At 65.6% G+C, this 23,331-nt stretch carries 25 protein-coding genes; 11 read left to right on the top strand and 14 right to left on the bottom strand.

Annotation, left to right across the window (positions count from 1 at the left end; genetic code table 11):
• Positions 1 to 185 precede the first annotated feature (185 nt).
• The 3 genes from AC1DUR_RS14040 to AC1DUR_RS14030 all read left to right on the top strand — a co-directional run bounded on the left by AC1DUR_RS14040 (position 186) and on the right by AC1DUR_RS14030 (position 3,478).
• Positions 186 to 908 carry a response regulator gene (locus AC1DUR_RS14040; protein WP_477720209.1) on the top strand — a complete coding sequence of 241 codons (723 nt, stop codon included), beginning with the start codon at positions 186 to 188 and terminating at the stop codon, positions 906 to 908.
• A 21-nt stretch (positions 909 to 929) separates the two neighbouring features.
• Entirely contained in the window at positions 930 to 2,150 is a 1,221-nt protein-coding gene (locus AC1DUR_RS14035) for an ATP-binding protein (protein ID WP_477720210.1), read from the top strand.
• Between the two features lie 281 nt (positions 2,151 to 2,431).
• Positions 2,432 to 3,478 (top strand): NAD(P)H-dependent flavin oxidoreductase, encoded by a 1,047-nt coding sequence (locus tag AC1DUR_RS14030; protein ID WP_477720211.1) that lies wholly within the window; start codon positions 2,432 to 2,434, stop codon positions 3,476 to 3,478.
• 16 nt (positions 3,479 to 3,494) lie between these two features.
• On the opposite strand, the gene waaF is transcribed toward AC1DUR_RS14030, so the two are convergent.
• The 6 genes from waaF to radA all read right to left on the bottom strand — a co-directional run bounded on the left by waaF (position 3,495) and on the right by radA (position 8,714).
• On the bottom strand, positions 3,495 to 4,508 hold the full coding sequence (gene waaF, locus AC1DUR_RS14025) for a lipopolysaccharide heptosyltransferase II (RefSeq protein WP_477721692.1): 1,014 nt from the start codon (positions 4,506 to 4,508) through the stop codon (positions 3,495 to 3,497).
• An 81-nt stretch (positions 4,509 to 4,589) separates the two neighbouring features.
• Positions 4,590 to 4,817: a zinc-finger domain-containing protein gene (locus AC1DUR_RS14020; RefSeq protein WP_477720213.1), complete on the bottom strand. Its 228-nt coding sequence runs from the start codon at positions 4,815 to 4,817 to the stop codon at positions 4,590 to 4,592.
• A 29-nt stretch (positions 4,818 to 4,846) separates the two neighbouring features.
• Positions 4,847 to 5,785 carry a branched-chain amino acid transaminase gene (locus AC1DUR_RS14015; RefSeq protein WP_477721691.1) on the bottom strand — a complete coding sequence of 313 codons (939 nt, stop codon included), beginning with the start codon at positions 5,783 to 5,785 and terminating at the stop codon, positions 4,847 to 4,849.
• Positions 5,786 to 5,886: 101 nt separating this feature from the next.
• On the bottom strand, positions 5,887 to 6,321 hold the full coding sequence (locus tag AC1DUR_RS14010) for a glycerate kinase (protein ID WP_477720215.1): 435 nt from the start codon (positions 6,319 to 6,321) through the stop codon (positions 5,887 to 5,889).
• 135 nt (positions 6,322 to 6,456) lie between these two features.
• Positions 6,457 to 7,251: a metallophosphoesterase family protein gene (locus tag AC1DUR_RS14005; protein ID WP_477721690.1), complete on the bottom strand. Its 795-nt coding sequence runs from the start codon at positions 7,249 to 7,251 to the stop codon at positions 6,457 to 6,459.
• 92 nt (positions 7,252 to 7,343) lie between these two features.
• Positions 7,344 to 8,714 carry a DNA repair protein RadA gene (radA, locus tag AC1DUR_RS14000; RefSeq protein WP_477720217.1) on the bottom strand — a complete coding sequence of 457 codons (1,371 nt, stop codon included), beginning with the start codon at positions 8,712 to 8,714 and terminating at the stop codon, positions 7,344 to 7,346.
• 147 nt (positions 8,715 to 8,861) lie between these two features.
• Between radA and AC1DUR_RS13995 the strand changes: the two genes are divergently transcribed.
• The 5 genes from AC1DUR_RS13995 to AC1DUR_RS13975 all read left to right on the top strand — a co-directional run bounded on the left by AC1DUR_RS13995 (position 8,862) and on the right by AC1DUR_RS13975 (position 13,430).
• The gene (locus AC1DUR_RS13995) at positions 8,862 to 9,275 is read left to right on the top strand and encodes a 5-carboxymethyl-2-hydroxymuconate isomerase (RefSeq protein WP_477721689.1); all 414 of its coding nucleotides are present in this window, start codon (positions 8,862 to 8,864) and stop codon (positions 9,273 to 9,275) included.
• 84 nt (positions 9,276 to 9,359) lie between these two features.
• Positions 9,360 to 10,346, top strand: a complete 987-nt coding sequence (locus AC1DUR_RS13990; protein WP_477721688.1) for a Bug family tripartite tricarboxylate transporter substrate binding protein — start codon at positions 9,360 to 9,362, stop codon at positions 10,344 to 10,346.
• 205 nt (positions 10,347 to 10,551) lie between these two features.
• Positions 10,552 to 11,526 carry a 2-dehydropantoate 2-reductase gene (locus AC1DUR_RS13985; protein ID WP_477721687.1) on the top strand — a complete coding sequence of 325 codons (975 nt, stop codon included), beginning with the start codon at positions 10,552 to 10,554 and terminating at the stop codon, positions 11,524 to 11,526.
• Positions 11,526 to 12,434, top strand: a complete 909-nt coding sequence (locus tag AC1DUR_RS13980; RefSeq protein ID WP_477721686.1) for an EamA family transporter — start codon at positions 11,526 to 11,528, stop codon at positions 12,432 to 12,434. The genes AC1DUR_RS13985 and AC1DUR_RS13980 overlap by 1 nt, the downstream gene beginning before the upstream one ends.
• A 102-nt stretch (positions 12,435 to 12,536) precedes the next feature.
• Complete coding sequence (locus AC1DUR_RS13975) at positions 12,537 to 13,430, top strand: NAD(P)-dependent oxidoreductase (protein WP_477721685.1); 894 nt, start codon at positions 12,537 to 12,539, stop codon at positions 13,428 to 13,430.
• 26 nt (positions 13,431 to 13,456) lie between these two features.
• Here AC1DUR_RS13975 and AC1DUR_RS13970 read toward each other — a convergent pair whose 3' ends face one another.
• Together AC1DUR_RS13970 and alr are read right to left on the bottom strand one after the other, a co-directional pair.
• Complete coding sequence (locus AC1DUR_RS13970; RefSeq protein WP_477720223.1) at positions 13,457 to 13,918, bottom strand: N-acetyltransferase family protein; 462 nt, start codon at positions 13,916 to 13,918, stop codon at positions 13,457 to 13,459.
• Between the two features lie 287 nt (positions 13,919 to 14,205).
• Positions 14,206 to 15,300 carry an alanine racemase gene (gene alr / locus AC1DUR_RS13965; protein WP_477720224.1) on the bottom strand — a complete coding sequence of 365 codons (1,095 nt, stop codon included), beginning with the start codon at positions 15,298 to 15,300 and terminating at the stop codon, positions 14,206 to 14,208.
• A 203-nt stretch (positions 15,301 to 15,503) separates the two neighbouring features.
• Here alr and lplT point away from each other — a divergent pair, with 203 nt between their 5' ends.
• The 3 genes from lplT (at position 15,504) to AC1DUR_RS13950 (ending at position 18,475) form a co-directional block, all read left to right on the top strand.
• Complete coding sequence (lplT, locus tag AC1DUR_RS13960; protein WP_477720225.1) at positions 15,504 to 16,784, top strand: lysophospholipid transporter LplT; 1,281 nt, start codon at positions 15,504 to 15,506, stop codon at positions 16,782 to 16,784.
• Between the two features lie 278 nt (positions 16,785 to 17,062).
• Positions 17,063 to 17,953, top strand: a complete 891-nt coding sequence (locus AC1DUR_RS13955) for a DMT family transporter (protein ID WP_477720226.1) — start codon at positions 17,063 to 17,065, stop codon at positions 17,951 to 17,953.
• A 36-nt stretch (positions 17,954 to 17,989) separates the two neighbouring features.
• A complete protein-coding gene (locus AC1DUR_RS13950) occupies positions 17,990 to 18,475 on the top strand; it encodes a glutathione peroxidase (protein WP_477721684.1) in 486 nt (161 codons plus the stop codon).
• 18 nt (positions 18,476 to 18,493) lie between these two features.
• Here the strand turns inward: AC1DUR_RS13950 and AC1DUR_RS13945 are convergent, their stop codons facing one another.
• From AC1DUR_RS13945 to glcE, 6 genes are all read right to left on the bottom strand, one after another.
• Complete coding sequence (locus AC1DUR_RS13945) at positions 18,494 to 19,186, bottom strand: helix-turn-helix transcriptional regulator (RefSeq protein ID WP_477721683.1); 693 nt, start codon at positions 19,184 to 19,186, stop codon at positions 18,494 to 18,496.
• A gap of 36 nt (positions 19,187 to 19,222) precedes the next feature.
• The gene (locus AC1DUR_RS13940) at positions 19,223 to 19,741 is read right to left on the bottom strand and encodes an EVE domain-containing protein (protein ID WP_477721682.1); all 519 of its coding nucleotides are present in this window, start codon (positions 19,739 to 19,741) and stop codon (positions 19,223 to 19,225) included.
• Positions 19,738 to 20,109, bottom strand: a complete 372-nt coding sequence (locus AC1DUR_RS13935) for a VOC family protein (protein WP_477721681.1) — start codon at positions 20,107 to 20,109, stop codon at positions 19,738 to 19,740. Before AC1DUR_RS13935 ends, AC1DUR_RS13940 begins: the two co-directional genes overlap by 4 nt.
• A gap of 73 nt (positions 20,110 to 20,182) precedes the next feature.
• Positions 20,183 to 21,424, bottom strand: a complete 1,242-nt coding sequence (gene glcF, locus AC1DUR_RS13930) for a glycolate oxidase subunit GlcF (protein WP_477721680.1) — start codon at positions 21,422 to 21,424, stop codon at positions 20,183 to 20,185.
• Between the two features lie 5 nt (positions 21,425 to 21,429).
• Positions 21,430 to 22,200 carry a YoaK family protein gene (locus tag AC1DUR_RS13925; RefSeq protein ID WP_477721679.1) on the bottom strand — a complete coding sequence of 257 codons (771 nt, stop codon included), beginning with the start codon at positions 22,198 to 22,200 and terminating at the stop codon, positions 21,430 to 21,432.
• Positions 22,201 to 22,218: 18 nt separating this feature from the next.
• Positions 22,219 to 23,325: a glycolate oxidase subunit GlcE gene (glcE, locus tag AC1DUR_RS13920; RefSeq protein WP_477721678.1), complete on the bottom strand. Its 1,107-nt coding sequence runs from the start codon at positions 23,323 to 23,325 to the stop codon at positions 22,219 to 22,221.
• Positions 23,326 to 23,331: the final 6 nt, after the last annotated feature.

The following is a 23,331-nucleotide window of genomic DNA, read 5'->3' as shown; positions in this document are numbered from 1 at the left end:
TTCCCTAGCAATTCCTGCGGCCGGCGGCCCCGCGCAAAAAGGAAGCAAAAGGGTATGCTGCCAGAACGCCGTCGCGGTTTACCGTAACTTTACGATGGCTACAAGCAGGCTTGTTGCGCCGCGCGCAGCATCAGCTTCACCGTGATCCACCCGAAGGGACCCCCCCCGCAACCGAGGACCCGACCATGACGCAGCAACTCCTGATGATCGAAGACGATTCCCGCCTGGCCGCCATGGTGGGCGAATACCTGCGTCAGTCCGGGTACGGCTTTACCCATGCGGCCGATGGCGCCAGCGGCCTGGCCGCCCTGCAGGCCAGCCCCCCTGACCTGGTCATTCTGGATCTCATGCTGCCGGACATGGACGGCCTGGAAGTCTGCCGCCGCATCAAGAGCCAGGGCGGCGAGTCGGCGCACACCGCCGTGCTGATGCTCACGGCCAAGGGCGACCCGATGGACCGCATCGTCGGCCTGGAAATCGGCGCGGACGATTACCTGCCCAAGCCATTCGAGCCACGCGAACTGCTGGCACGCATCCGCGCCGTGCTGCGCCGCGGCGGTGAGGCCAGTGGCGCCGGCGCCGCTGCGGCCGGCGGCCACAAGGTGATGCGCTTCGGCTCCCTTGAAATCGATCGCGACGCGCGCACGGTATCAATTTCCGGCAATCTCTGCGAGCTCACCTCCTACCAGTTCGACCTGCTGGTGGCGCTGGCCGAGCGCGCCGGCCGGGTGCTCAGCCGCGACCAGATCATGGAAGCGGTGCGCGGGCGCGAGCTGGAAGCATTTGACCGCTCCATTGATGTGCACATGGGCCGCATCCGCAGCGCGATTGAGGCCGACCCCAAGGACCCCAAGCGCATCCTCACGGTGCGCGGCGTGGGCTACGTGTTTGCCAAGCAGCAGGATTAAAACGGCTGGGTTGATCCGACTATGTGGGCGCGTTTTACCTCTCACCTCTATGTGCGCATCTGGCTCGCCGTGGTGGCGACCGTGGTGGTGCTCACCTTCCTGGTGGGCGCGGCCTGGCGGCTGAGCGCCGACCCGCCGCAGCTGCCCATACGCGAGGTGCTGGTCCACAACGCAGCCGGCGAAGTCATCGGCACGGCGCAAACCCGGCCGGACCGAAAACTCGGCGACGACCTCGAATTTGATGTGGTGACCAAAGACGGCCAGACCCTGAACCTGCTGCTGCCCCGTCCCAAACGGCCACCCGGCAACCCGCCGTGGATGCGTCCCCCGTTTGGCTTCGGTTTTGGCTGGATGCTGGTCCTCGTGGGTCTGGCCGTGGCGCTGGGCGCCTATCCGGTGATGCGGCGGCTGACCTTGCGGCTCGAAGCCCTGCAGCGCGGCGTGGAGCGCTGGGGCGCCGGCGACTTGTCGGCGCGTGTCAATGCCGATGGGCGTGACGAGGTGGCTTTCCTGGCCGAACGGTTCAACCACGCGGCCGAACGCATTGAAACCCTGATGGAGTCGCACAAATCCCTGCTGGCCAACGCCTCCCATGAGCTGCGCTCGCCATTAGCGCGCATCCGTATGGGCCTGGAACTAATGGGCGCAGATGCTGCATCACCCCAGCGCATGGAAATCTCGCGCAGCATCAACGAACTCGACCAGCTGATCGACGAGATCCTGCTGGCCAGCCGGCTCGATGCCAAGCAGGCCGATGCCGAGCCTTTTGAAACCGTGGACCTGACCGGGCTGGCCGCCGAGGAGTGCTCGCGTGTCAATGCCGAGCTGCAGGCCGAACTGGGCACCGGCCTGGGCATTGCGCCCTCCGGCCACAGCCTGACGGTGCAGGGCTCGCCACGGCTGCTGCGCCGGCTGATCCGCAACCTGCTGGAAAACGCCAGGCGTTACAGCAACGGCGACATCAGCCTGGAGCTGGCGCAAATTCGCGTCGGTATCCGGCAACTGGCCGTCGTCCGGGTTCACGATCGGGGGCCGGGCGTGCCTGCCGGCCAGCGCGAACGCATTTTTGAGCCGTTTTACCGACTGCCCGGCGCCAGCGAACGTGAGGGCGGTGTGGGCCTGGGGCTGGCCCTGGTCAAATCCATCAGTTTGCGCCATGGCGGCACCGTGCGCTGCGAAGCCCGTCCGGGCGGCGGCGCGTCATTCATTGTGGAACTCCCCGCCGCCAGCCAGAGGGCCTGACGCCAGTCCGGAAAATTCAGGGGTACCGGCTCAAAAAAAAGTCTGTTTTCTACTCTTTTCTCCTCTGTTTAGGGGATGGTCATACCAAAAGGCCTGGCCTACAGTTGCGCTGTTGCTGTCACAACATAGAAGTCAAAAGAAGTTCCAGGGAATTCAGGGAAGAAAAAACAAAACGCTGGCGAACCATTCATCTGATCTCCCAACGGCGTCCTCTGTTCAGGAGGACTTCAAGAAGCCACCGAAAGGTGGCTTTTTTTTGGCCGGGTTCCCATAATGGACAGATGAACACCGGCACCTCCGAATACCTCCGTCTGCAAACCCGCCTGACCCGCCAGTTTGGCCTCCAGACGCCACTGGTGCTGGCGCCGATGGCGCTGGCCTCGGGGGGCGCGCTGGCTGCGGCTTGCGCCAGGGCCGGCACGCTCGGGCTGGTCGGCGGCGGTTATGGCGATCTGGCCTGGACGCAGGCGCAGTACACACTGGCGCTGGAAGGCACCAGCGACAGCGGCGACCGGGCCCGCCTCGGCTGCGGCTTTATCACGTGGAAGCTTGACGAGGACGCCAGCGCGCTCGACTGGGTGCTGGCGCATCCGGCCGCCGACAAGCCGCACGCCATCATGCTGTCGTTTGGCGACCCGCGGCCCTATGCGGCCCGCATCGCCGCCACCGGCGCAGCCTTGATTTGCCAGGTGCAGCGCATGGAGCAGGTTCCTCAGGCGCTCGAAGCCGGTGCGCGGATCATCGTCGCCCAAGGCGGCGAGGCCGGTGGCCACGGCATCAATGCCCTCAACAGCCGCGCCACCATCACCTTTGTGCCCGAACTGGCGGACTGGCTGACCGTTAATGCGCCCGACACACTGCTGCTGGCCGCCGGCGGCATTGCCGACGGGCGCACGCTGGCCGCCGCACTGGTGCTGGGCGCCGACGGCGCGCTGGTCGGCTCGCGGCTGTGGGCCACCGCCGAAAGCCTGGCCGCCCAGGGGGCGAAAGACCTGGCACTGGCCACCACCGGCGATGGCACGGCCCGCAGCAGCGTGTTCGACATCCTGCGGCGCAAAAACTGGCCTGAACCCTACGATTTCCGCGCCATCCGCAACGACCTGCATCGCCAGTGGGAAACCCGCCAGGACGCCCTGCGGGCAGACCCTGCCGCCGCCCGCGCCGACTATGATGAAGGCGTCAGGGCCGGCGATTTTTCCCGGGCTCACGCCACCGTGGGTGAAGCCGTCGGCCTGATTGGCAACCTGGCGCCGGCCGCCGAGGTGATTGCCCGCATGAGCGCCGACGCCGTTGAAGTTTTTGAGCAAAAACAACTTCTAGCCCAATAAATTCGGGCTTCGGTCGCTATAATTTTTCTAGCACCTGATCGGCCGTGATGTCATTCAGGCAACGCATGTGGCCGAGCGGGCACTCGCGCTCAAAGCAGGGGGCGCAATCCAGCGGCGGCTGGTAGGCCGGGTCGGCTTTCAGCCAGAGCACCGTGGCCTGCTCGCTCAACGGCGGCGTGTGCAGCGGGCTTGATGAGCCAAAAATCGCCACCTGCGGCACGCCCAGTGCCGCCGCCACATGCATCAAACCGGAGTCGTTGCTGACGGTGCTTTTGCTGGCGGCGATCAGGCACAGCGCCTGGTGCAGCGAAGTCCGGCCAGCGAAGTTGAGGCACTTGCCGGCCTGCACCGCATTCACCGGCGCCGCAATCTCGTCGCACAACCCGGCCTCCTTGCCGGAGCCGAGCAACACGACCGGCCGGTCCAGTTTCGCCGCCAACTCCGAAAAATGACGCGCCGGCCAGCGCTTGGCCGGGCCGTACTCGGCCCCCGGCGCAAACACGTAGTAAGCGCCACGCGCCAGCCCGAGTTCTGCCAATGCGCGGTCCACATCGGCCGCATCCATCTGCAGCTGCGGCCGGTCCCCGGCCACGTCCTGCTCGCCGCTCAGGGCTGAGTAAAACGCCACCATCGGTGGCTTGTTCTTGGGGTTTTTCAGGCGATGGGTCAGCAGGCCGACGCGTGCCTCGCCGAGATAACCCACGCGCTTCGGAATGCTGGCCAGAAAGGGCAACAGCGCACTCTTCAGTGAATTGGGCAACACATACGCCGCGTCAAACCGGCCTTCGATGCGCTTGGCAATGGCGCGCCGGGCCTTGAACTGCAGGCCGCCATGGGCAAACGGAAATTCGATGACCTCGGCCACCTGGGGCATGGCCCGGTAGACCGGCGCCACCCAGGGCAAGGCCCCGACCGTGATGCGCTCACCCCGTGCATGCAACCGGCGCAGCAAGGGCTCGGTCATCACCGCGTCGCCTATCCATTGCGGCGCAATGACAAGCGAATTGGCCGTTTCCGACTTCGCTGTCATCGGCCGCAGCGCAGGGCCGCCCCAAGCAAGGCCAGCCCCCCCGGGGGGCAGCGCATTACACGCAGTGAAAAGCGTGGGGGCCTAATGTCCACCACCAAAGTGTTCGCCGGTTTTGAGCTGGTAGACGGTGCCGCAGTAGGGGCACTTGGCCTGGCCGGTGCGCGCCACATCCAGGTAGACCTTGGGGTGGCTGTTCCAGATTTTCATGTCGGCCTTGGGGCTGGGGCAGTAGACACCGCCTTGGGCGTTCAGGTCGGAAGCCAGCAACTCCACAGGGGAGGAATGGGTGGTCGTCGTGGGGGTGCTCATGTTCGGGTTTTCAGTAATCGGTAAGCGCTTCAGACCTTGGCCAGCCAGTGGGCGTACTTCGGATTGCGGCCATTGACGATGTCAAAGAAGGCACTCTGGATTTTCTCGGTGATCGGCCCGCGTGAGCCGGCACCGATCTCGATGCGGTCCAGTTCGCGGATGGGCGTGACTTCAGCGGCAGTGCCCGTGAAGAAGGCTTCGTCGCTGATGTAGACCTCATCGCGCGTGATGCGCTTTTGCACCAGCTCCAGACCCAGGTCCTTGCAGATGTGCAGCACGGTGTTGCGCGTGATGCCGTTGAGGGCGCCGGCCGACAAATCGGGCGTGTAAACCACGCCGCCCTTGATGACAAAAATGTTTTCGCCCGCGCCTTCGCTGACAAAACCCGAGGCGTCGAGCAACAGCGCTTCGTCGTAGCCGTCGTCCAGCGCTTCCATGTTGGCCAGGATCGAGTTGGTGTAGTTGCTGACCGCCTTGGCCTGGGTCATGGTGATGTTGACGTGGTGGCGCGTGTAGCTGGAGGTCTTGACGCGGATGCCGCGCTTCATGCCCTCTTCGCCCAGGTAGGCGCCCCAGGGCCAGGCGGCGACCATCAGGTGGATCTGGTTGCCCTTGGGCGACACGCCCAGCTTCTGCGAGCCGATCCAGGTCAGCGGGCGCAGGTAGCAGCTTTCGAGCTTGTTTTCGCGCACCACGGCCTTTTGCGCCTCATTGACCTCTTCCTTGCTGAAGGGAATCTTCATGCGCAGGATCTTGGCGCTGTTGAAAAGGCGTTCGGTGTGCTCTTCCAGCCGGAAGATGGCCGTGCCGCCGGCCGTGTTGTAGGCGCGCACGCCCTCAAAAGCGCCGCAGCCGTAATGCAGGGTGTGGCTCAGCACATGGATTTTGGCGTCGCGCCAGTCAACCATCTGGCCGTCCATCCAGATTTTGCCGTCGCGGTCTGCCATGGAGGGTGCTACTGGGGACATGGTGCTGATCCTGTGTGGTAAGTGTCTTGAAATGAGGGCGAAAAATCGGGGCAGCCGCCCGGCCGATGCCGGGACAGGCGGTTACAACCGAAACGCTGATTTTACGGGGCGACCGGCGGGGTGTCCTGCGCCGGCTGGGAATCGGGCACTTCGGGCCTGAAAAGCTCATGGTGCGCCAGCTTGCCCGCCACAAAGGTCGCGGTGACGTACGACTCGGAGCCATCCGTCCAGCGGAACACTTCGGGCTGCTCGCCCTTGGCCGACTTGAGCTCACCCAAAGACCGGGTCATGGCAATCACATGCAGCAACGTCATGCCGGGCCTGAGCTTGGCATTGAGCATGACGGCGCTCTCGACGTGGCCAATGGGGCGGTTGGCGGCGCGCTTGAGGACCTGCATCATCCGGGTGAAGTGCAGCAGCACCCACATCACCACCGCGGTGGCAGCTGCCGCGACGCCGATCCAGCCGTAAAACCGGTAAGCCAGCACCACCACGGCAACGCCGGCCACGGGAACGAGAATTTTTTGGAAGTTCATGGCGCTATTTTCGCAGCCGCCAAGCCGAACCGGCGCTGTGGGGAGTGCGTAGCCGCCCGGAACGCCTTCCAGGCGTGATTTCCAGACATCTCAGGCCCCTGGCCCGGCCGTCACGGGGACAAGCCGCCGCCATTTTCAGGGCGGCACAGGTCTGGCCGGGCGCGGCATGAAGCCCGTCGCCAGCGCATAGGCCCAGTCGGGGCGCTGATGATGGGCGGCGACCCGGGCCTGCGCCAGATGGTCGTACGGCACGGCGCGCAACTCAACCTGCCAGCCGTGGCGGGATTTTTCCAGCACGGCGTAACGCGCGTGCGGGGCGCCGTTTTCAACGACGTGCGGGTAGGGATGGTTGTCGTCATACGCCGGCAGGCCCACGCTGCCCGGGTTCACGACCAGCGTGTCGCCGCACTGGACAAGGCGCGGCACATGCGTGTGGCCGCACAGCACCACCGGGAAAGCGACGCTGCCCAGGCGCGTGGCCACTTCCTCGGGGGTAGCCGCGCGCACCCCCGGACCCTGGCCCTGTTCAAAGCCGGGCACCACCGTCTCCAGCCAGTACTGCAGGTCGCTGCCGGGTGTGCCGTGGCACAGCCACACATCGCTGTCCAGCGCCATCGAGACGGGCAGCGCGTTGATCCACGCCACGTGGGCCGGCGACACCTGGGTGGCGGCGTAGCCGTCGCTGTCGAGCGGATCGATCTGCCCGGCGGGCTGACCGAGCACAGCCAGCAGCTGCCGCTCGTGGTTGCCCCGGATGGTCGGGAAGTTCCGGGCCATCAGCAGGTCCGCCGTTTCGGCGACCTGCAGCGGGCCGCTCAGGATATCGCCCAGGTTCACCGTCTGGTCAACGCCCACACGCGCAATGTCGGCCAGCACCGCCTGCAGGGCCGGCAGGTTGCCATGGATGTCCGAGACGATCGCAATTTTCATGAAGTGGCCCGAGATGGCTTGTGGTGCTTGTGATGACCTGTGATGGCTTGGAACGGCCACATGCATGACTTTAGGACCAATCGGCTCTCAGTTCAAACGGCCAGACTGCGCACCACTTCCATCGCCTGCTCCACACGCTCCACCGCATGGATGGTCAGCCCTTCAATCGGCTTTTTCGGCGCATTGGCCTTGGGCACCACCGCCACGCTAAACCCCAGCTTGGCCGCTTCCTTCAGGCGCTCCTGGCCGCGCGGCGCGGGGCGCACCTCGCCGGCCAGGCCGACCTCGCCAAAGGCGATGAAGCCCTTGGGCAGCGGTTTGCCGCGCAGGCTGGAGGTGATGGCCAGCATCACGCTCAGGTCGGCGGCCGGCTCGCTGATGCGCACGCCGCCCACGGCGTTCACAAACACGTCCTGGTCCATGCAGGCCACGCCGGCGTGGCGGTGCAGCACGGCCAGCAGCATGGCCAGCCGGTCACGGTCCAGGCCGACACTGAGCCGGCGCGGGCTCGGTCCGCCGTTGTCGACCAGCGCCTGGATCTCGACCAGCATCGGGCGTGTGCCTTCCAGCGTGACCAGCACGCAGCTGCCGGGCACCGGCTCGCTGTGCTGGGACAGGAAAATCGCGCTCGGGTTGGTCACCCCCTTGAGGCCTTTCTCCGTCATCGCAAACACGCCGATTTCATTGACCGCGCCGAAGCGGTTCTTGATGGCGCGCACCAGACGAAAGCTCGAATGCGTGTCGCCTTCAAAGTACAGCACGGTGTCGACCATGTGCTCCAGCACGCGCGGGCCGGCCAGCGCGCCCTCTTTGGTGACATGGCCGACCAGCACGATGCACACGCCGCTGGACTTGGCCGCGCGCGTCAGGTGGGCCGCGCATTCGCGCACCTGCGCCACCGAGCCGGGCGCCGAGGTGAGCTGGTCGGAGTACACCGTCTGGATCGAGTCAATGACGGCAATCGCCGGCCGGGTCGCCTCCAGCGTGGCGAGGATTTTCTCCAGCTGAATCTCCGCCAGCACCTTGACCTGCGAGCCATCCAGCCCCAGCCGGCGCGAGCGCAGCGCAACCTGCGCCCCGCTTTCCTCGCCCGTCACATACAGCGTGTTCAGGCCGGCACGTTGCAGGGAGTCCAGCGCCTGCAGCAGCAACGTGGACTTGCCAATGCCGGGGTCGCCGCCGATCAGCACCACACCACCGTCCACAATGCCGCCGCCCAGCACCCGGTCCAGCTCCTCATGGCCCGTGGGTGTGCGCGCCATGTCGGTGGCTTCAATGTCGGAGAGGGTGGTCACCTCGGAGGCCTTGGCCAGGGATGCAAAACGGTTTTTGACGGGTGAGCTGTTTTCGGCGACCGACTCGATCAGCGTGTTCCAGGCAGTGCAGTGCGGGCACTTGCCCAGCCACTTGGGGCTGGTGCCGCCGCATTCCGTGCAGGTGTAAATCGTTTTTTCTTTGGCCATGGGCGAATATTACTGTACAAACAACCAGTATCGACGCTTTAACGATGAGGGCGCGCCACCTGTTTTTGCGGGCAGGTGAATAATCACTGACCCGGCCGGCTTATTCGGCTTCCTGGCTTCTTCGGCTTGTTCCCCCTCCGGATCCCCATGCCTCACCTGAACATTCAATACACCGCCAACCTCGACAGCGTCACCGACATGAACGCCCTGTGCAAAACCCTGGCGGCCACGCTGGTGGCATTGCGCGGAGAAGACGGGGTGGCGCCGCTGTTCCCGGCCGCCGGCACGCGCGTGATGGCCTGGCCGGCACCGTACTTTGCGGTGGCCGACGGCCAGCCCGACCGGGCCTTTGTCTACATCAGCCTGCGCATCACGCCGGGCCGCAGCGAGGCACTGAAAAAGCGCGCCGGCGATGCGGTGCTGGCAAGTGCCAGCGCCCACCTGGAAACGGTGTTTGCCGGGCACGCCATCGGCCTCACGCTGCATATCGACGAAGGCGCGCCGGCGTACGAAGGCAAGCGCAACAACCTGGCCGCGCACCTGAAACCCGCCCAGAGTTGAACAACATCCGAACAACCTGCCCGCTTGCCATGGACAATATCTGCGGGTTCACCAACGATTACATCGACTTTTCGAGGACACACCATGAACATCTCACGCCGCCAGCTCATCCAGTCTTCCAGCGCCGCCGCCTTGCTCGCCGGCATCGGCCAGCAGGCCTGGGCCCAGGCCCTTGACAACACCAAGGTGATCGCCGGCTTTGCGCCCGGCGGCACCGCCGACATCGTGTCGCGCCGCGTGGCCGACAAGCTGCACCCCGGCTATGCCAAAAGCGCGGTGGTGGAAAACAAGACCGGCGCCGGCGGCCAGATCGCCGTGCAGTTTGTCAAAAACGCCGCGCCCGACGGCGCCACCATGCTGCTGACGCCCATGTCCATGCTGGGCATTTACCCGCACACCTACAAAAAGCTGCCCTACGACCCGGTGGCCGACCTCACACCGGTGTCCGCCGCCGCCGTGTTCGACTATGGCTTTGCCGTCGGCCCCATGGTGCCGCCCAGCGTGAAGACCGTGCCCGAGTTCCTGGCCTGGTGCAAGGCCAACCCGACCCTGGCCAATTTCGGCTCGCCCGCCGCCGGCTCGTCGCCACACTTCATCGGCGCCCTGCTCGGCCGCGCGGCCAACGTCGATTTGCGCCATGTGGCGTTTCGCGGCACCCAGCCTGCGGTGCTGGACATGATAGGCGGGCAGATCGCCGCCGTGTCCGGCCCGACCGGCGAGTTCACCCAGCATGTGGCCGCCGGCAAATGCCGCCTGCTGTCGACCAGCGGCCCCAGGCGGGGCAAGTTCACGCCGAATACGCCGACGCTGCTCGAGCAGGGCTTCAAGGACATGGCGTTCACCGAATGGTTTGGCTTCTTCCTGCCCGCCAAGGCACCGCAGGACGTGGTGCAGCGCTTGAATAGCGCCATCCGTGCGGCGCTGGCATCGCAGGACGTGATTGACGGCCTGGCGGTGTCTTACCTGGAAGTCATGCCCACATCGCCCGCCCAGCTGGCCGCGATGCTGAAAGCCGACACCGAACTCTGGGGCCCGCTGGTGAAAGCCGTTGGGTTCACGCCGGAAGGCTAGAGAATGTGGCCCCCACGGTCGCTCACTGCGTGTAGCTCCCTGCCCCCCGAGGGGGCCGCTGCGCCTGCGGCCCGGCGAAGCCGGTTCCGCGGCCCCTGCTGGAATAGTCTTGGACCCCACGCTCCCCACTGCGTGTAACTCCCTGCCCCCGAGGGGCTCATTTCCCTTGGGACCAATTTCCCTTAACAACTTGACGGACCCCAGCATGAAAGTCTGCATTTACGGCGCGGGCGCCATTGGTGGCTGGATTGGCAGTGGGTTGGCGCGCGCCGGCTGCAGCGTGAGTGTGGTGGCCCGCGGTGCCACGCTCGATGCCCTGCAGCTGCATGGCCTGCGCCTGCACCAGGGCGGGCGCGTGAGTTCGCAGGCCGTGGCCTCCAGTGCCTTGCCAGCCGACCTCGGTGTGCAGGACCTGGTGGTGCTGGCCGTCAAGGCGCCGTCACTGCCGGAGGTCGTGCGCCATATCGCGCCGCTGATCGGCCCGGACACCATGGTCCTGACCGCGATGAACGGCGTGCCGTGGTGGTTTTTGCAGGGGTTTGGCGGTGCGCTGGCAGGCACGCGCCTGACCTCCGTCGACCCGGACGGCGCGCTGGCCGAGGCCATTCCCGCACGGCATATCGTGGGCTGCGTGGTGCATGCCAGCTGCTCCCTGGACGAACCGGGTCAGGTGCACCATCACTTCGGCAACAAGCTCATTGTGGGCGAGCCCTCGGGCGAAAAGACGGCCCGGGTGCGGCAGCTGGCGGCACTGCTGGAAAAGGCCGGCTTCGAGGCCCCGGTGTCCGACCAGATCCAGAAAGACATCTGGTTCAAGCTGTGGGGCAACATGACGGTCAACCCGATCAGCGCGCTGACCGGCGCCACCACCGACCGCATCATGGACGATGAACTGGTGCGCGGCTTCGTTTCCAGCGTGATGCTGGAAGCCAGGGAGATCGGCGCGCGCATCGGCATACACATCGACCAGCGCCCCGAAGACCGCCATGCCGTGACGCTCAAGCTGGGCGCCTTCAAGACGTCCATGCTGCAGGACGTGGAGGCCGGCAAGGCGGTCGAGCTGGATGCGCTGGTCACCGTGGTCAGGGAGTTGGGCGGGCTGACCAAGGTGCCCACGCCCTACACGGACGCGCTGCTCGGCCTGGCGCGGCTGCATGCCCGGGTGCACGGGCTTTATTGATGCCCAGCCCCGGCCGCACAGCCATCAGCGGAACCGCTTTTGCCACGCTGCTGCTGATCGCGCTCATGATGGGCGCCAACCATGTGGCGGCGCGCATTGCCTTCAACCACGGCGTGGACGTGGCCACCGCGGTGGTGTTTCGCAGCGTCATCACCGCCTGCGTGATTGCCGCCATCCTGGTGGCGCAGCGCGTGCAGGTGAAGTTCAGCACGCGCCACAAGCGGATGCTGCCGCTGATCGGCCTGCTGATCGGCGTCCAGAGCCTGTGCCTGTACTCATCGGTCGCGCGGCTGCCGGTGGCGCTGGCCCTGCTGGCGTTCAATACCTACCCGATCTGGACGGCGCTGTGGGCCTGGCTGGTGTACCGGCAGGCGCCCGAGCGCGCCTTGCTGGTGGCCATGCCGGTCATCCTGCTCGGTCTGGCGCTGGCACTGGATGTGCTCGGCGCGGCGTCCGGCCTGGACGCTTCGGGCCAGTGGGCACGCATAGGCGCTGGCGTCGCCTTTGCGCTCGGTGCAGCCGCCACTTTCGGGCTGGCGCTGGTGATTACGCAGCATGAAGCGGCCGATGTGGATGGCCGGGTGCGCACGGCCACCACGATGTCCATCGCGGGGCTGGTGGCCTTGAGCGCGGTGGCGAGCCAGGGCGGGTTTCATCTGCCCCAGCACCCGGCAGGCTGGGGCGGTCTGGCGGCGCTCACGAGCCTCTACGGCACGGCCTTCACCATCATGTTCACCGTGCTGCCCAGGCTTGGCGTTGTCGGCAACTCGGCCATCATGAATGTCGAGCCCGTCTGCGCGCTGGTACTGGCCTGGCTGATTCTGGGCCAGGCCATTGCGCCCGTGCAGGTGGCGGGGGCGCTGCTGGTCGTCGGGGCGGTGATGGTGCTGGGATTGCGCAAGCGCTGAGCCTGCGCGCGTGCACGTACCCAAAGCCACCTTGCTGATTGGCCGGACTACAGTGCGCAGTCAAAACCCTTTCCGTTCATTGAATTTTCACAGGAGACAAGCATGGAACACATTGGAGTGATCGGCGCTTCGGGCCTGATGGGCCACGGCATTGCGCGCAACCTGCAGGCCAAGGGTTTTGACCTCAGCCTGACCGTGCACCGCAACACCGAGCGCGTGGCCGACCTGCTGGCCGCCGGCGCCAGACAGGTCGCCAGCCCCGCGGCGCTGGGCGACTGCGACGCGGTGGTCATCTGCGTCACCGGCTCTCCCCAGGTTGAGCAGACCCTGTCCGGGCCCGGCGGCGTGCTCTCCAGGGCGCGCGCCGGCCTGATCGTGATCGACACGTCGACCAGCGAGCCGGAGTCCACGCGGCGCCTGGCCGCCCTGTGCGCGGAGCATGGCGCCACCCTGGTGGATGCCCCGCTGGCGCGCACACCGGTGGAGGCCGAGCTGGGCAAGCTCAACACCATGGTGGGCGCCGAGCAGGCCGTGTTCGACAAAATCCGTCCGGTGCTGGCGGCCTATTGCGAAAACATCTTTCACGTCGGCGGCCCCGGCGCTGGCCACGTGATCAAGCTGCTCAACAACTTCATCGGGCAAGCCATTTGCACGGCCACGGCCGAAGCCTTTGCCGTGGGCGCACTGGCCGGAATCAACCCGCAAAAGCTGGTCGACGTGGTCTCGGCGGGTGCGGTGAACTCAGGCCTGTTCCAGGCCATGGCCAAGACCTTGAATGGTGACTTCACAGGCCTGAAGTTCGAGCTGGACAATGCGCGCAAGGACTTGCGCTACTACACCCACCTGGCCGAAATGGTGAATGTCCCGTCGCTCGTCGGCGAGGCCGTGCACCAGAGCCTGGTCACCGCCAGCGCCCTGGGCCAGGGCAAGAAGTTCGTCCCGGCCCTGGTGACGGCGCAGGAGAAGCTCACCGGCGCGAAGATCGCGCCGCAGTGAACTGAAGCAACCGAAGACTTGGCGCGCTACAGCGCTTTTCCGTAGACCAGGAAACCCGAGCGCTCGGCCACCTTGTCATAGAGCGCCATTGCCGTCGTGTTGGTCTCGTGTGTTTGCCAGTACACACGGGATGAGCCGGCCTCTTTCACCCGCGCATAGACGGCTTCGATCAGCGCCCTGCCGACACCCTTGCCACGGACTGATTCGGTGGTGAACAGATCCTGCAGATAGCAGGTGGGCGCAATGCGGGTCGTGCTGCGATGAAAAAGGTAATGCACCAGCCCCACCAACTCGCCGTCGGACTCGGCGACCAGCGCATGCACCGGCTCGTACGCGTCGAAGAAACGCGACCAGGTCATGCGCGTGATGTCGTCCGCGAGCGCGGTGGGGCCTGAGCGCCCATAGAACTTGTTGTAGCCCGCCCAGAGGGGAAGCCAGGCCTCGAAGTCCGCGGCAGCGATAGGGCGGACGGTGACTTGGGATGGCATTAAAAATGCTCCAGGAGTTAATTGTTGTTGGGGAAATCGAACCAGGAATTCAAATGGCAAATGGGAGCTCCCGCCAAACCATGAGAGCTGAACCAGGTCCAGATGCGTGGACAAAAACCGTATCGTCGTTAAAAGTTATCCCGATGCTATTCCAGAGTTACTCACAGATTTTGGCTGCCAAACCCTATCAATCGCACAGGATATTCACAAGATGTGCATTGAAACCATCGCAGGTGAATCTGACAATTCCCAGATGCATACCAGGCGCACATTCCAGCCAATGACATTCACTCAGTCACCACCGGAACGCGTTGCGCCACCGCGCACATCAGCTCATACCCCACGGTTCCGGCGGCTTGCGCCACTTCGTCAATGGGCAGCAGGACGGCGCCCGAAGACCGGCCCCACAAGGTCACCTCCGCCCCCATCCCGGCGTCGGGTACCGGCGTCAGATCGACCGTGATCATGTCCATGCTGACGCGCCCAACCATGCGGGTGCGTACGCCGTTCACCAGCACCGGCGTGCCCGTGCTGCAGTGGCGCGGGTAGCCATCCGCATAACCGCAGGCGACCACGCCGATGCGCAGCGGGCCGTCGGCGGTGAAACTGGAGCCATAGCCCACCGTGTCGCCGGCCACCAGGTCTTGCACGCCGATGATGCGGGACGACAGCGTCATGGTCGGCTGCAGCCCCCACTCGGCGGCGCTGTGCTCGGGGAAGTCGGGGGCACTGCCGTAGACGGCGATGCCGGGCCGCACCCAGTCGGAGCGGGCCGCCAGTTGATCGCCATGGCGCAACACGCCCGCGCTGTTGCTCAGCGTGCGCTCGCCAGGCAGGTCATGGGTGATGGCATCAAATGCCCGGAGTTGCGCCGCGATGCCTTTCGGGCCGTCGGCATCCGAGAAGTGCGTCATCAGTGAAATCTCGTCCACCTGCGGCAGCGCATTGAGACGCGTCCACGCGGCGCGAAAGCGCTCGGGCTTGAAACCCAGGCGGTTCATGCCGGAATTCATTTTCAGGAACACGCGGTGTGGAATCTGCGTCTTGTGCGCGGCCAGCATGTCGATCTGCTCCTGGCAATGGATGGCATGCCACAAGCCCAGGCGGGAGCACAGCTCCAGGTCGCGCGCCTCGAAGCAGCCTTCCAGCAGCAGGATGGGGCCGCGCCAGTCGAGCGCGCGCAGGCGTCGCGCCTCCGCCAGGTCGAGCAGGGCGAAACCGTCGGCGCTGCGCAGCCCGTCAAAGACGTGCTCGATGCCGTGGCCGTAGGCATTGGCCTTGACGATCGCCCAGACTCGCGCGTCAGGTGCGGCGTCGCGCACGCGTGCCAGGTTGTGGGCGAGCGCCGGGCGGTGGATGGTGGCAAGAATGGGACGTGGCATGGCGCAAATTGGTAGAAGGTGAAATAGCGTGACTTAGTGGACAAAGGCGGCGCGGGCCGCTGCGGTTAATGTGCCTCTTCAAGGTCTTTCCGGATTCTGACACCAGCCCCCATGCTATAAACCGGAATCATTCGGAGACATTCACCCTTATCTTGCGGTATCAGCCGGACTGATGCAATTCAGGCAGTGATCAACATAATTTAATGAAGCGCGGTTTTTACACCATCATGGCAGCCCAGTTTTTCAGCTCGCTGGCTGATAACGCGCTGTTTGTAGCCGCCGTGGAACTGCTGAAAACCAGCGGGGCGCCCAAGTGGCAGCCCGCGGCGCTGGTTCCCATGTTCGCGCTGTTTTACGTGGTGCTGGCGCCGTTTGTCGGGGCTTTCGCCGACGCGCGGCCCAAGGGCCAGGTGATGTTTGTGAGCAATGGCATCAAGGTGATTGGCTGCCTGATGATGCTGTTTGGCTCGCACCCCCTGCTGGCCTATGCGATCGTCGGGCTCGGCGCTGCCGCCTACTCGCCCGCCAAATACGGCATCCTGACCGAGTTGCTGCCGGCCTCGCAGCTGGTCAAGGCCAATGGCTGGATTGAAGGCCTGACCATCTCATCGATCATCCTGGGCGTGCTGCTCGGCGGGCAACTGGTGGGCCATTCGGTGTCCCATCTGCTGCTGTCGTTTGACTTCCCCCTCATCAACACCGGCGTCGACACCGCCCCCGAAGCCGCCATTGCCGTGCTGATACTGCTGTACAGCATTGCCGCCTGGTTCAACACGCGCATCCCCGACACCGGCGTCGAAATGCGCCCCATGCCGCGCAACAAGCTGGAGCTGCTGCCCGACTTCTGGAACTGCAACGCGGCGCTGTGGCGCGACAAACTGGGCCAGATCTCGCTGGCCACCACCACACTGTTCTGGGGCGTGTCGGGCAACCTGCGCTATATCGTCCTGGCATGGAGTGCGGCCGCCCTGGGCTACAGCACCACGCAGGCCTCTTCCCTGGTGGGGGTGGTGGCCATCGGCACGGCCGTGGGCGCGATACTGGCCTCGATGCGCATGCGCCTGGACCAGGCCGCAACCGTGATGCCGCTGGGCATTGCCATGGGCGTGCTGGTCATCCTGATGAATTTCATTGGCAACGTCTGGGTCGCCGCGCCCTTCCTGATCCTGCTGGGCGGTCTGGGTGGTTTTCTGGTGGTGCCCATGAATGCGCTGCTGCAGCACCGGGGCCACAACCTCATGGGCGCGGGCCGCTCGATCGCCGTGCAGAATTTCAACGAACAGGCCTGCATCCTGAGCCTGGGCGCTTTCTACAGCCTATCCACCGGCATGGGCCTGTCGGCCTTTGGCGCCATCACCGCCTTTGGCATGGTGGTGGCCGGCTTCATGTGGCTGATCCAGCGCTGGCACAAAAGCAATTGCATCAAATACAAGGAGCAGGTGGATCACCTGCTCAGCATCGCCCGCAGCGACAAATTTCACTGATGTCGGCCGACGCGAGCCTTGGGGAAAGGTACCCACAGTGAACAACCGTGGGACCACGCGCAGCGAAGGGCCGCCCCGAGCCAGCCGACGGCCCCTTGGGAGCAGGGAGTTGCACGCAGTGAACGACCGTGGGGCTACGTGCGGCGAAGGGCCGCCCCGAGCAAGCGACGGCCCCTCGGGGGCAGGGAGTTACACGCAGTGAGCGACCGTGGGGCACCAGCGGCGAAGGGCCGCCCCGAGCCGGCTGACGGCCCCTCGGGGGCAGGGAGCTACACGCAGTGAGGGACCGTGGGGCTCTACTAGCCGCCGGCGCACTCGTCATCAACGCCTTTGTCTGGGGCGTCTCCTGGTGGCCGTTTCGCGAGCTGCTGGCCTATGGCCTGCACCCGCTGTGGGCCACCACGCTGATCTACAGCGTGGCGACCCTGGGCGTGTTGGCGTGGCGCCCGCAGGCCTGGCGTGGCCTGCTGCAGTACCCCGCGCTGCTGCTCCTGCTCGCAGCGGCGGGCCTGACCAACGTCGGATTCAACTGGGCCGTGACGGTGGGCGACGTGGTCCGGGTGGTGCTGCTGTTTTATCTGATGCCGGTCTGGTCTGTGCTGATCGCCTGGGCCGTACTGGGTGAAAAACCGACGGCGGCATCGCTGTTCAGGCTGGCACTGGCGCTCACAGGTGTGGTGATTGTGCTGAAGTCGCCCGGCACGCCGTGGCCCGTGCCGCAAAGCGCGGCCGACTGGCTCAGCCTGATGGGCGGCCTCTGCTTTGCCGTCACCAATGTGCTGCTGCGCAGGCTCGGCTCAACGCCGAGCGAGTCGCGCATGCTGGCGATGTTTGGCGGGGGTGCACTGATGGCCTGCGCAACCGCGCTGGCCGGCATGGCCTGGCAGATCGTCCCGGCCCCTGCTTTTGGGGCCGGTGGGCTGGGCGTGGCGGTAGGCCTGTGCATCGCCTTTCTCGCCAGCAACACGGCGCTTCAGTACGGCGCGGCGCGGCTGGCGGCCAGCACCACCGCCATCGTGATGCTGACGGAGATTTTGTTCGCCAGCGTGTCCGCCGCGATGATGGGCGTGGCCGACTTCAGCCCACGCACGCTGCTCGGTGGTGGCCTGATTGTGCTGGCCGCCCTGCTGGCCGCGCTGGCGCCCGCGCCGCAAACTGGCGCAAAATGACAGTGAGCCAAGCCGGCTCCGACAAGGAGCAAACCCATGAGCACCGTTTACGATTTTGAAGCCCGCCAGATCAATGGCCAAAGCGTTCCCCTGTCCGAATTCACGGGCAAGGTCATGTTGATTGTGAACACCGCCAGCCAGTGCGGCTTCACCCCGCAGTTTGGCGGACTGGAAGAACTGCACAAGAACTACGCCGGCCAGGGCCTGGCGGTGTTGGGCTTTCCATGCAACCAGTTTGGCTCGCAGGACCCCGGCAGCGACAGCGAAATCTCCGAGTTCTGCCAGGTCAATTACGGCGTGAGTTTTCCGATGATGTCCAAGATCGACGTCAACGGCCCCGCCGCGCACCCGCTGTACAAGTGGCTGTCGTCCGAAGCCCCGGGCCTGCTGGGCAGCAAGTCCATCAAATGGAACTTCACCAAGTTCCTGGTCGGCAAGGACGGACAGGTCATCCGGCGTTATGCGCCGACCGACAAACCGGCCGATCTGGTCAAGGATATTGAGGCCGCGCTCGCGGCCTGAGGCGGCTTGGCTCGCGGTTCAGGCCGCCCTGGGGTTGGCCTTCACCGACCGCAGGTAGTCCGCCAGCGTGCGGCCGGCCTCATGGCCCACGCGCTCGTCCAGCGCTTCGACCGCAGCCATGCGGTCCACGCGGAAGCTGCGAAAGTCCTGCCGGGCTTCGCACCAGGCGCCCAGCGTCCAGACACTGCCCCAGTAAAAACAGCCCAGCGGCCAGAGCACGCGCTGGCTTTCGCGCCCGCCCGCATCCAGGTAGCGCACCTTTACCTTGCGGCGCGCATGCACCGCTTCGCGCAGCAGCTGCAGGCTGCGCTGTGTGGCCGCGTCGGGCTCTATCACCACGGCGTACAGCGGCACGCCCTCGGCCGCCGCGCGCGCGGCAGGCGGCAGCACCGAGACAATCTTGCTCCAGGCCGCCTCCGCATCGCCCGCCATGGCCGGGTCCAGCCAGGCTTGGGCCAAGCGCACCGACGCGGCCAGCGCATTGGCTTCCTTTTGCGTGAACATCAGCGGCGGCAGGTCAAAGCCCGCGCCCAGCCGGTAGCCCACGCCCGCCTCGCCCTCGATAGGCACGCCCTGATGCTGCAGGTCGGCCACGTCACGGTAAATCGTGCGCTCCGACACTTCGAGCCGCTTTGCCAGAAATTCCGCCGTGCTCAAACGCCGGCCGCGGATCAGCTGCACAAGGTGAAAGAGGCGGTCGGCGCGGCGCATGGTGTGTGAATGATAGGGGAGCACCGGGTGGCGCCCTCAGGCGCAATGTCTCGCCGCCCGGCGCAGTGGTCCATCTGAACGCCGGGCCTGGCTTTGGCCTGCGCCGGCGTGCAGGCCCAGCGCCGCCAGATCCGCCTGCATGGCCCGTGCGATCAGCCGCATATCGTGGTCGCTGACTTCGAACAGGCCGAACCGGAACTTGTAGCCCCAGCGCTGGCGGTTTTCCACAAGCTCGAACTCGTCGAGCAAGGGCAGTATGGACGCCTCCCTCGCGGCCACATAGGCCACGTCGCGGCGAAACGGCACAAAACCGCCGCCCATGTCGAAGGCATAGGGCTCGCCGGCTTGCACCACGCCTATGGAGACAAAGCGCTGGAATTTGTCTTTGCTACCCATGGCCAGCGTGGGTGAGTAATAAGCAACGCGATCCTCAGCCAACACTCTTTTAAGTGGTGCGCATTTGCCATGGCACACCTGCATAAAACCCACTGTTTCCGCGCACCCATGCCGCGCATGCTCGGCGCTGGCAACCGCTATCCAATTCTTGCGGCTCATGCCAATGCGTGCAGGCCGACGCGGTTGCCGTCCAGGTCGGCGATGTGGGCAAAAAAGCCCATACCGGGCGGCAGCGCCTGGCGCGGCAAGGCGACCTTGCCGCCGGCCTTGACGGCGCGCGCCAGGGCGGCATCAAGCGAAGGCGAGGCATCGAGGTAAACCAGCGTGCCGCCGGATGCCAGCGCCGGCGCGGTAGGGCCGACCATCAAGGCGCCGCCCACGCCCTCTCCGTCATAAGGAAACACCGCACCCTCGGACGGGCCCATGGCCTCGCGGCGCATCTTGCAATTGAGCACAGCTTCGTAAAAGGCCTGGGCTTTGTCCAGTTGAGCGCTGGGGATTTCAAACCAGCTGATGGCGTTTTTCATGGAAGGCTCCTGTTGTGTGGAAGAAGCCTTGATGATGCGGAGGGGCTCCTGACAACGTCATGTCAGTAGCGTTTCAGATAAGCGCGTCGTCCAATACCTCAATCCAATGCCGCACAGGCGTCGCCGTGCCGCTTTGCAGGTGCGTGATACAGCCGATATTGGCCGAGATGATCACCTCGGGCGCGGCCTCCTGCAGGTGGCCCAGCTTGCGGTCGCGCAGCTGGTAGGCGATGTCGGGCTGCAGCACGGAGTACGTCCCCGCCGAGCCGCAGCACAGGTGTGATTCGGCAGCGGCCAGCGTGACCTTGAAACCCAGCGCGCCCATGAGCGACTCCACCCCGCCGCGCAATTGCTGGCCGTGCTGCAAGGTGCAGGGCGGATGGAACACCATGGCGCCGGCTTGGGCCCTGACCTTGCCCTGCAGCTCGCCGACCAGTTCGGGCAGCAGCTCGCTGAGGTCGCGCGTGAGTTCACTGATGCGCACCGCCTTGGCCGCGTAGGCCGGGTCGTCCTTGAGGATGTGGCCGTATTCCTTGACGGTGACGCCACAACCCGAGGCGTTCATGACGATGGCTTCCACGCCGCTGTCGCCGCCGCCCTCGTCTGCCGCCACGTGCGGCCACCAGGCGTCGATGTTGCGGCGCATCTCGGCCTTTCCGCCTTCGTGATCGTTGAGGTGGAATTTGACCGCACCGCAGCAGCCGGCCTTGCGCGCCAAGACGGTCTGAATGCCGGCCGCGTCCAGCACGCGCGCCGTCGCGGCATTGATGTTGGGCATCATGGCGGGCTGCACGCAGCCTTCGAGCATCAGCATCTTGCGGGCATGCGTGCGCTGCGGCCAGGCGCCAGCATCCTGCTTTTGCGGCACCTTGTTTTTGAGGGCCGCAGGCAGCAGGCCACGCACAGTCTGGCCGGCTTTCATGGCAGGCGCAAACAGCGGGGAAGGCAAGCCTTCCTTAAGTGCCCAGCGCACGGTGCGCTCACCGGCCGGACGCGGCACGCGCTCGTCGACCAGCTTGCGGCCGATGTCCACCAGGTGGCCGTACTGCACGCCACTCGGACAGGTGGTCTCGCAGTTGCGGCAGGTCAGGCAGCGGTCCAGGTGCAGCTGGGTTTTGCGCGTGGGCGCTTCGCCCTCGAGCACCTGCTTGATCAGGTAGATGCGGCCACGCGGGCCGTCGAGTTCGTCGCCCAGCAGCTGGTAGGTGGGGCAGGTGGCGGTACAAAAGCCGCAGTGCACGCACTTGCGCAAAATCGCTTCGGCCTCGCGGCCTTCGGCGGTGTTTTTGAATTCGGGGGCGAGATGGGTTTGCATGGTGCTCAGGAAGACTGCTGGATGGCTTTGACCTTGCGCCGCAAGGTGCGGTGAAAGTCCGCGTACAGGGGCGGCAAGGACAAGGCGAGCAACAGCAGCGCCAGGGGCACCACCCAGATGAAGCCCACATACTTGAACCCGGATGCCCCCACCACGCCGCCGGCAACAAACATGCCCAGCAGGGTGCCAAAAAGGCGCAACTTCATCCGGTTGGCGCGGACACGGGACTCGGGCGGGCTGGCAGTCCGGTTCCAGTAAAACATCTTGCCCAGCTCAATGCCCACATCGGTCAGGACGCCGGTCATGTGGGTGGTGCGAATCTGCGACGAGGAGATCTTGCTCACCAGCGCGTTCTGCAAGCCCATGGTGAACGCCAGCACCAGCACGGTCAGCGGGACGGCAAAAGGGGTCTGGCGATTCAGCGTGGCGCCGAGCAAGCCAAAGACCAGCAGCAGCATGGCCTCCGTCAGCAGGAGCAGCGCATACTCGCTGCGCAGCCGGTTCGGCCGCGCCCAGTTCACCAGGATGGCGGTCAGGGCCGCCCCGGAGGTAAAGGCCAGCAGAGTGCCCACGGCACCCAGCACCAGCGTCATGTGGCCCAGAATCAGGTTGTCGGCCAGCATGGACAAAAACCCCGTCATGTGCGAGGTGTACATGCTGACAAGCAGGAAGCCGCCCGCATTGATGGCCCCGGCATTGAAGGCGAGCACGCCGCCGAGCAGGCGGTTGATGGAAGCCGTCCGGTGTTGCCCGGTCAGGTGGCGCAGACGTCGCATGCTTGGGCCCTGCTTTTTTTACCAGTCCGCAAACATGCGGCCCGGATTGAACACACCGGCCGGGTCAAACTGTTTTTTGAGGTCGCGGTGGATGCGGTCCAGTGGGGCTTTGAGCGGCGAGAACACCGGGACGGTCTTGTCGGCGGAGCGAAACAGCGTGGCGTGGCCAGAAGCCGCCAGCGCGGCCTCGCGAATAGCCTGGGCGTCACCGGCCGGGCGTCCGCCCGACCGTTTCACCCAGCGCTGCGCGCCACCCCACTCCAGCAGCGTGGGGCCCAGGGGCAATGGCGCAACCGTGTCGGGCACGCTAACGCGCCACAGGGATTCGCCGTCCTGGAGTTCGAAAAAAGGCAGCGTCTGTTCGCGCAAGGCCGCCCACAGCTCGCGTGAAGATTCGTCCACCAGGTCGCCACCCATGGTTTTTTGCGCGGCAGCAACCGCTGCCTTGGCGCCGCGCAGGCGAACCCACAAACGGCCGTCGTGCCAGCAGGAGGCGTTGACCGGCAATGGCAGTCCGCCCCAGCGGTTGAGCTGGCGCAAGGATGCCGCTTCATCCATGTCAAACACCAGCGTGGCCTCCAGCGGCGCGACCGGCAGCACCTTGAGCGAGACCTCCAGCAGCACGCCCAGCGTTCCGAGTGAGCCGGCCATCAGGCGCGACACGTCGTAGCCGGCCACATTCTTCATCACCTGGCCGCCAAAGGTCAGCCGCTCTGCCTTGCCGTTGAGCAGGACCACGCCCAGCATGTAGTCACGCACAGCCCCCACGCTGCTGCGCGCCGGGCCGCTGAGACCGCTGGCGACCATGCCGCCGACCGTGGCCCGCGCACCGGAACTGCCGAAATGCGGCGGCTCAAACGGCAGGCACTGGCCCTGGGCCGCCAGCAGGGCTTCCAGCTCGGCCAGCGGGGTGCCGGCGCGCACGGTGACCACCAACTCGCTGGGCTCGTAGCTGACCACGCCGGCCAGAACATTCATGTCGAGGACGTCGCCCTTCAGGGCCTGCCCATAAAAGTCCTTGGTGCCGCCGCCCCGGATGCGCAGGGGCGTGCCCCTGGCGGAGGCGTCCCGCACCCGCGCGGCCAGGGCCGCCGTCACCTCGGTATCTGCAATATCTGAAGCCATGGGCCA

The organism is Polaromonas sp. P4_F4 (genome assembly GCF_056401355.1).
Note: the sequence above shows the minus strand (reverse complement) of the source record. Positions and strands in the feature narration are given on the sequence as shown.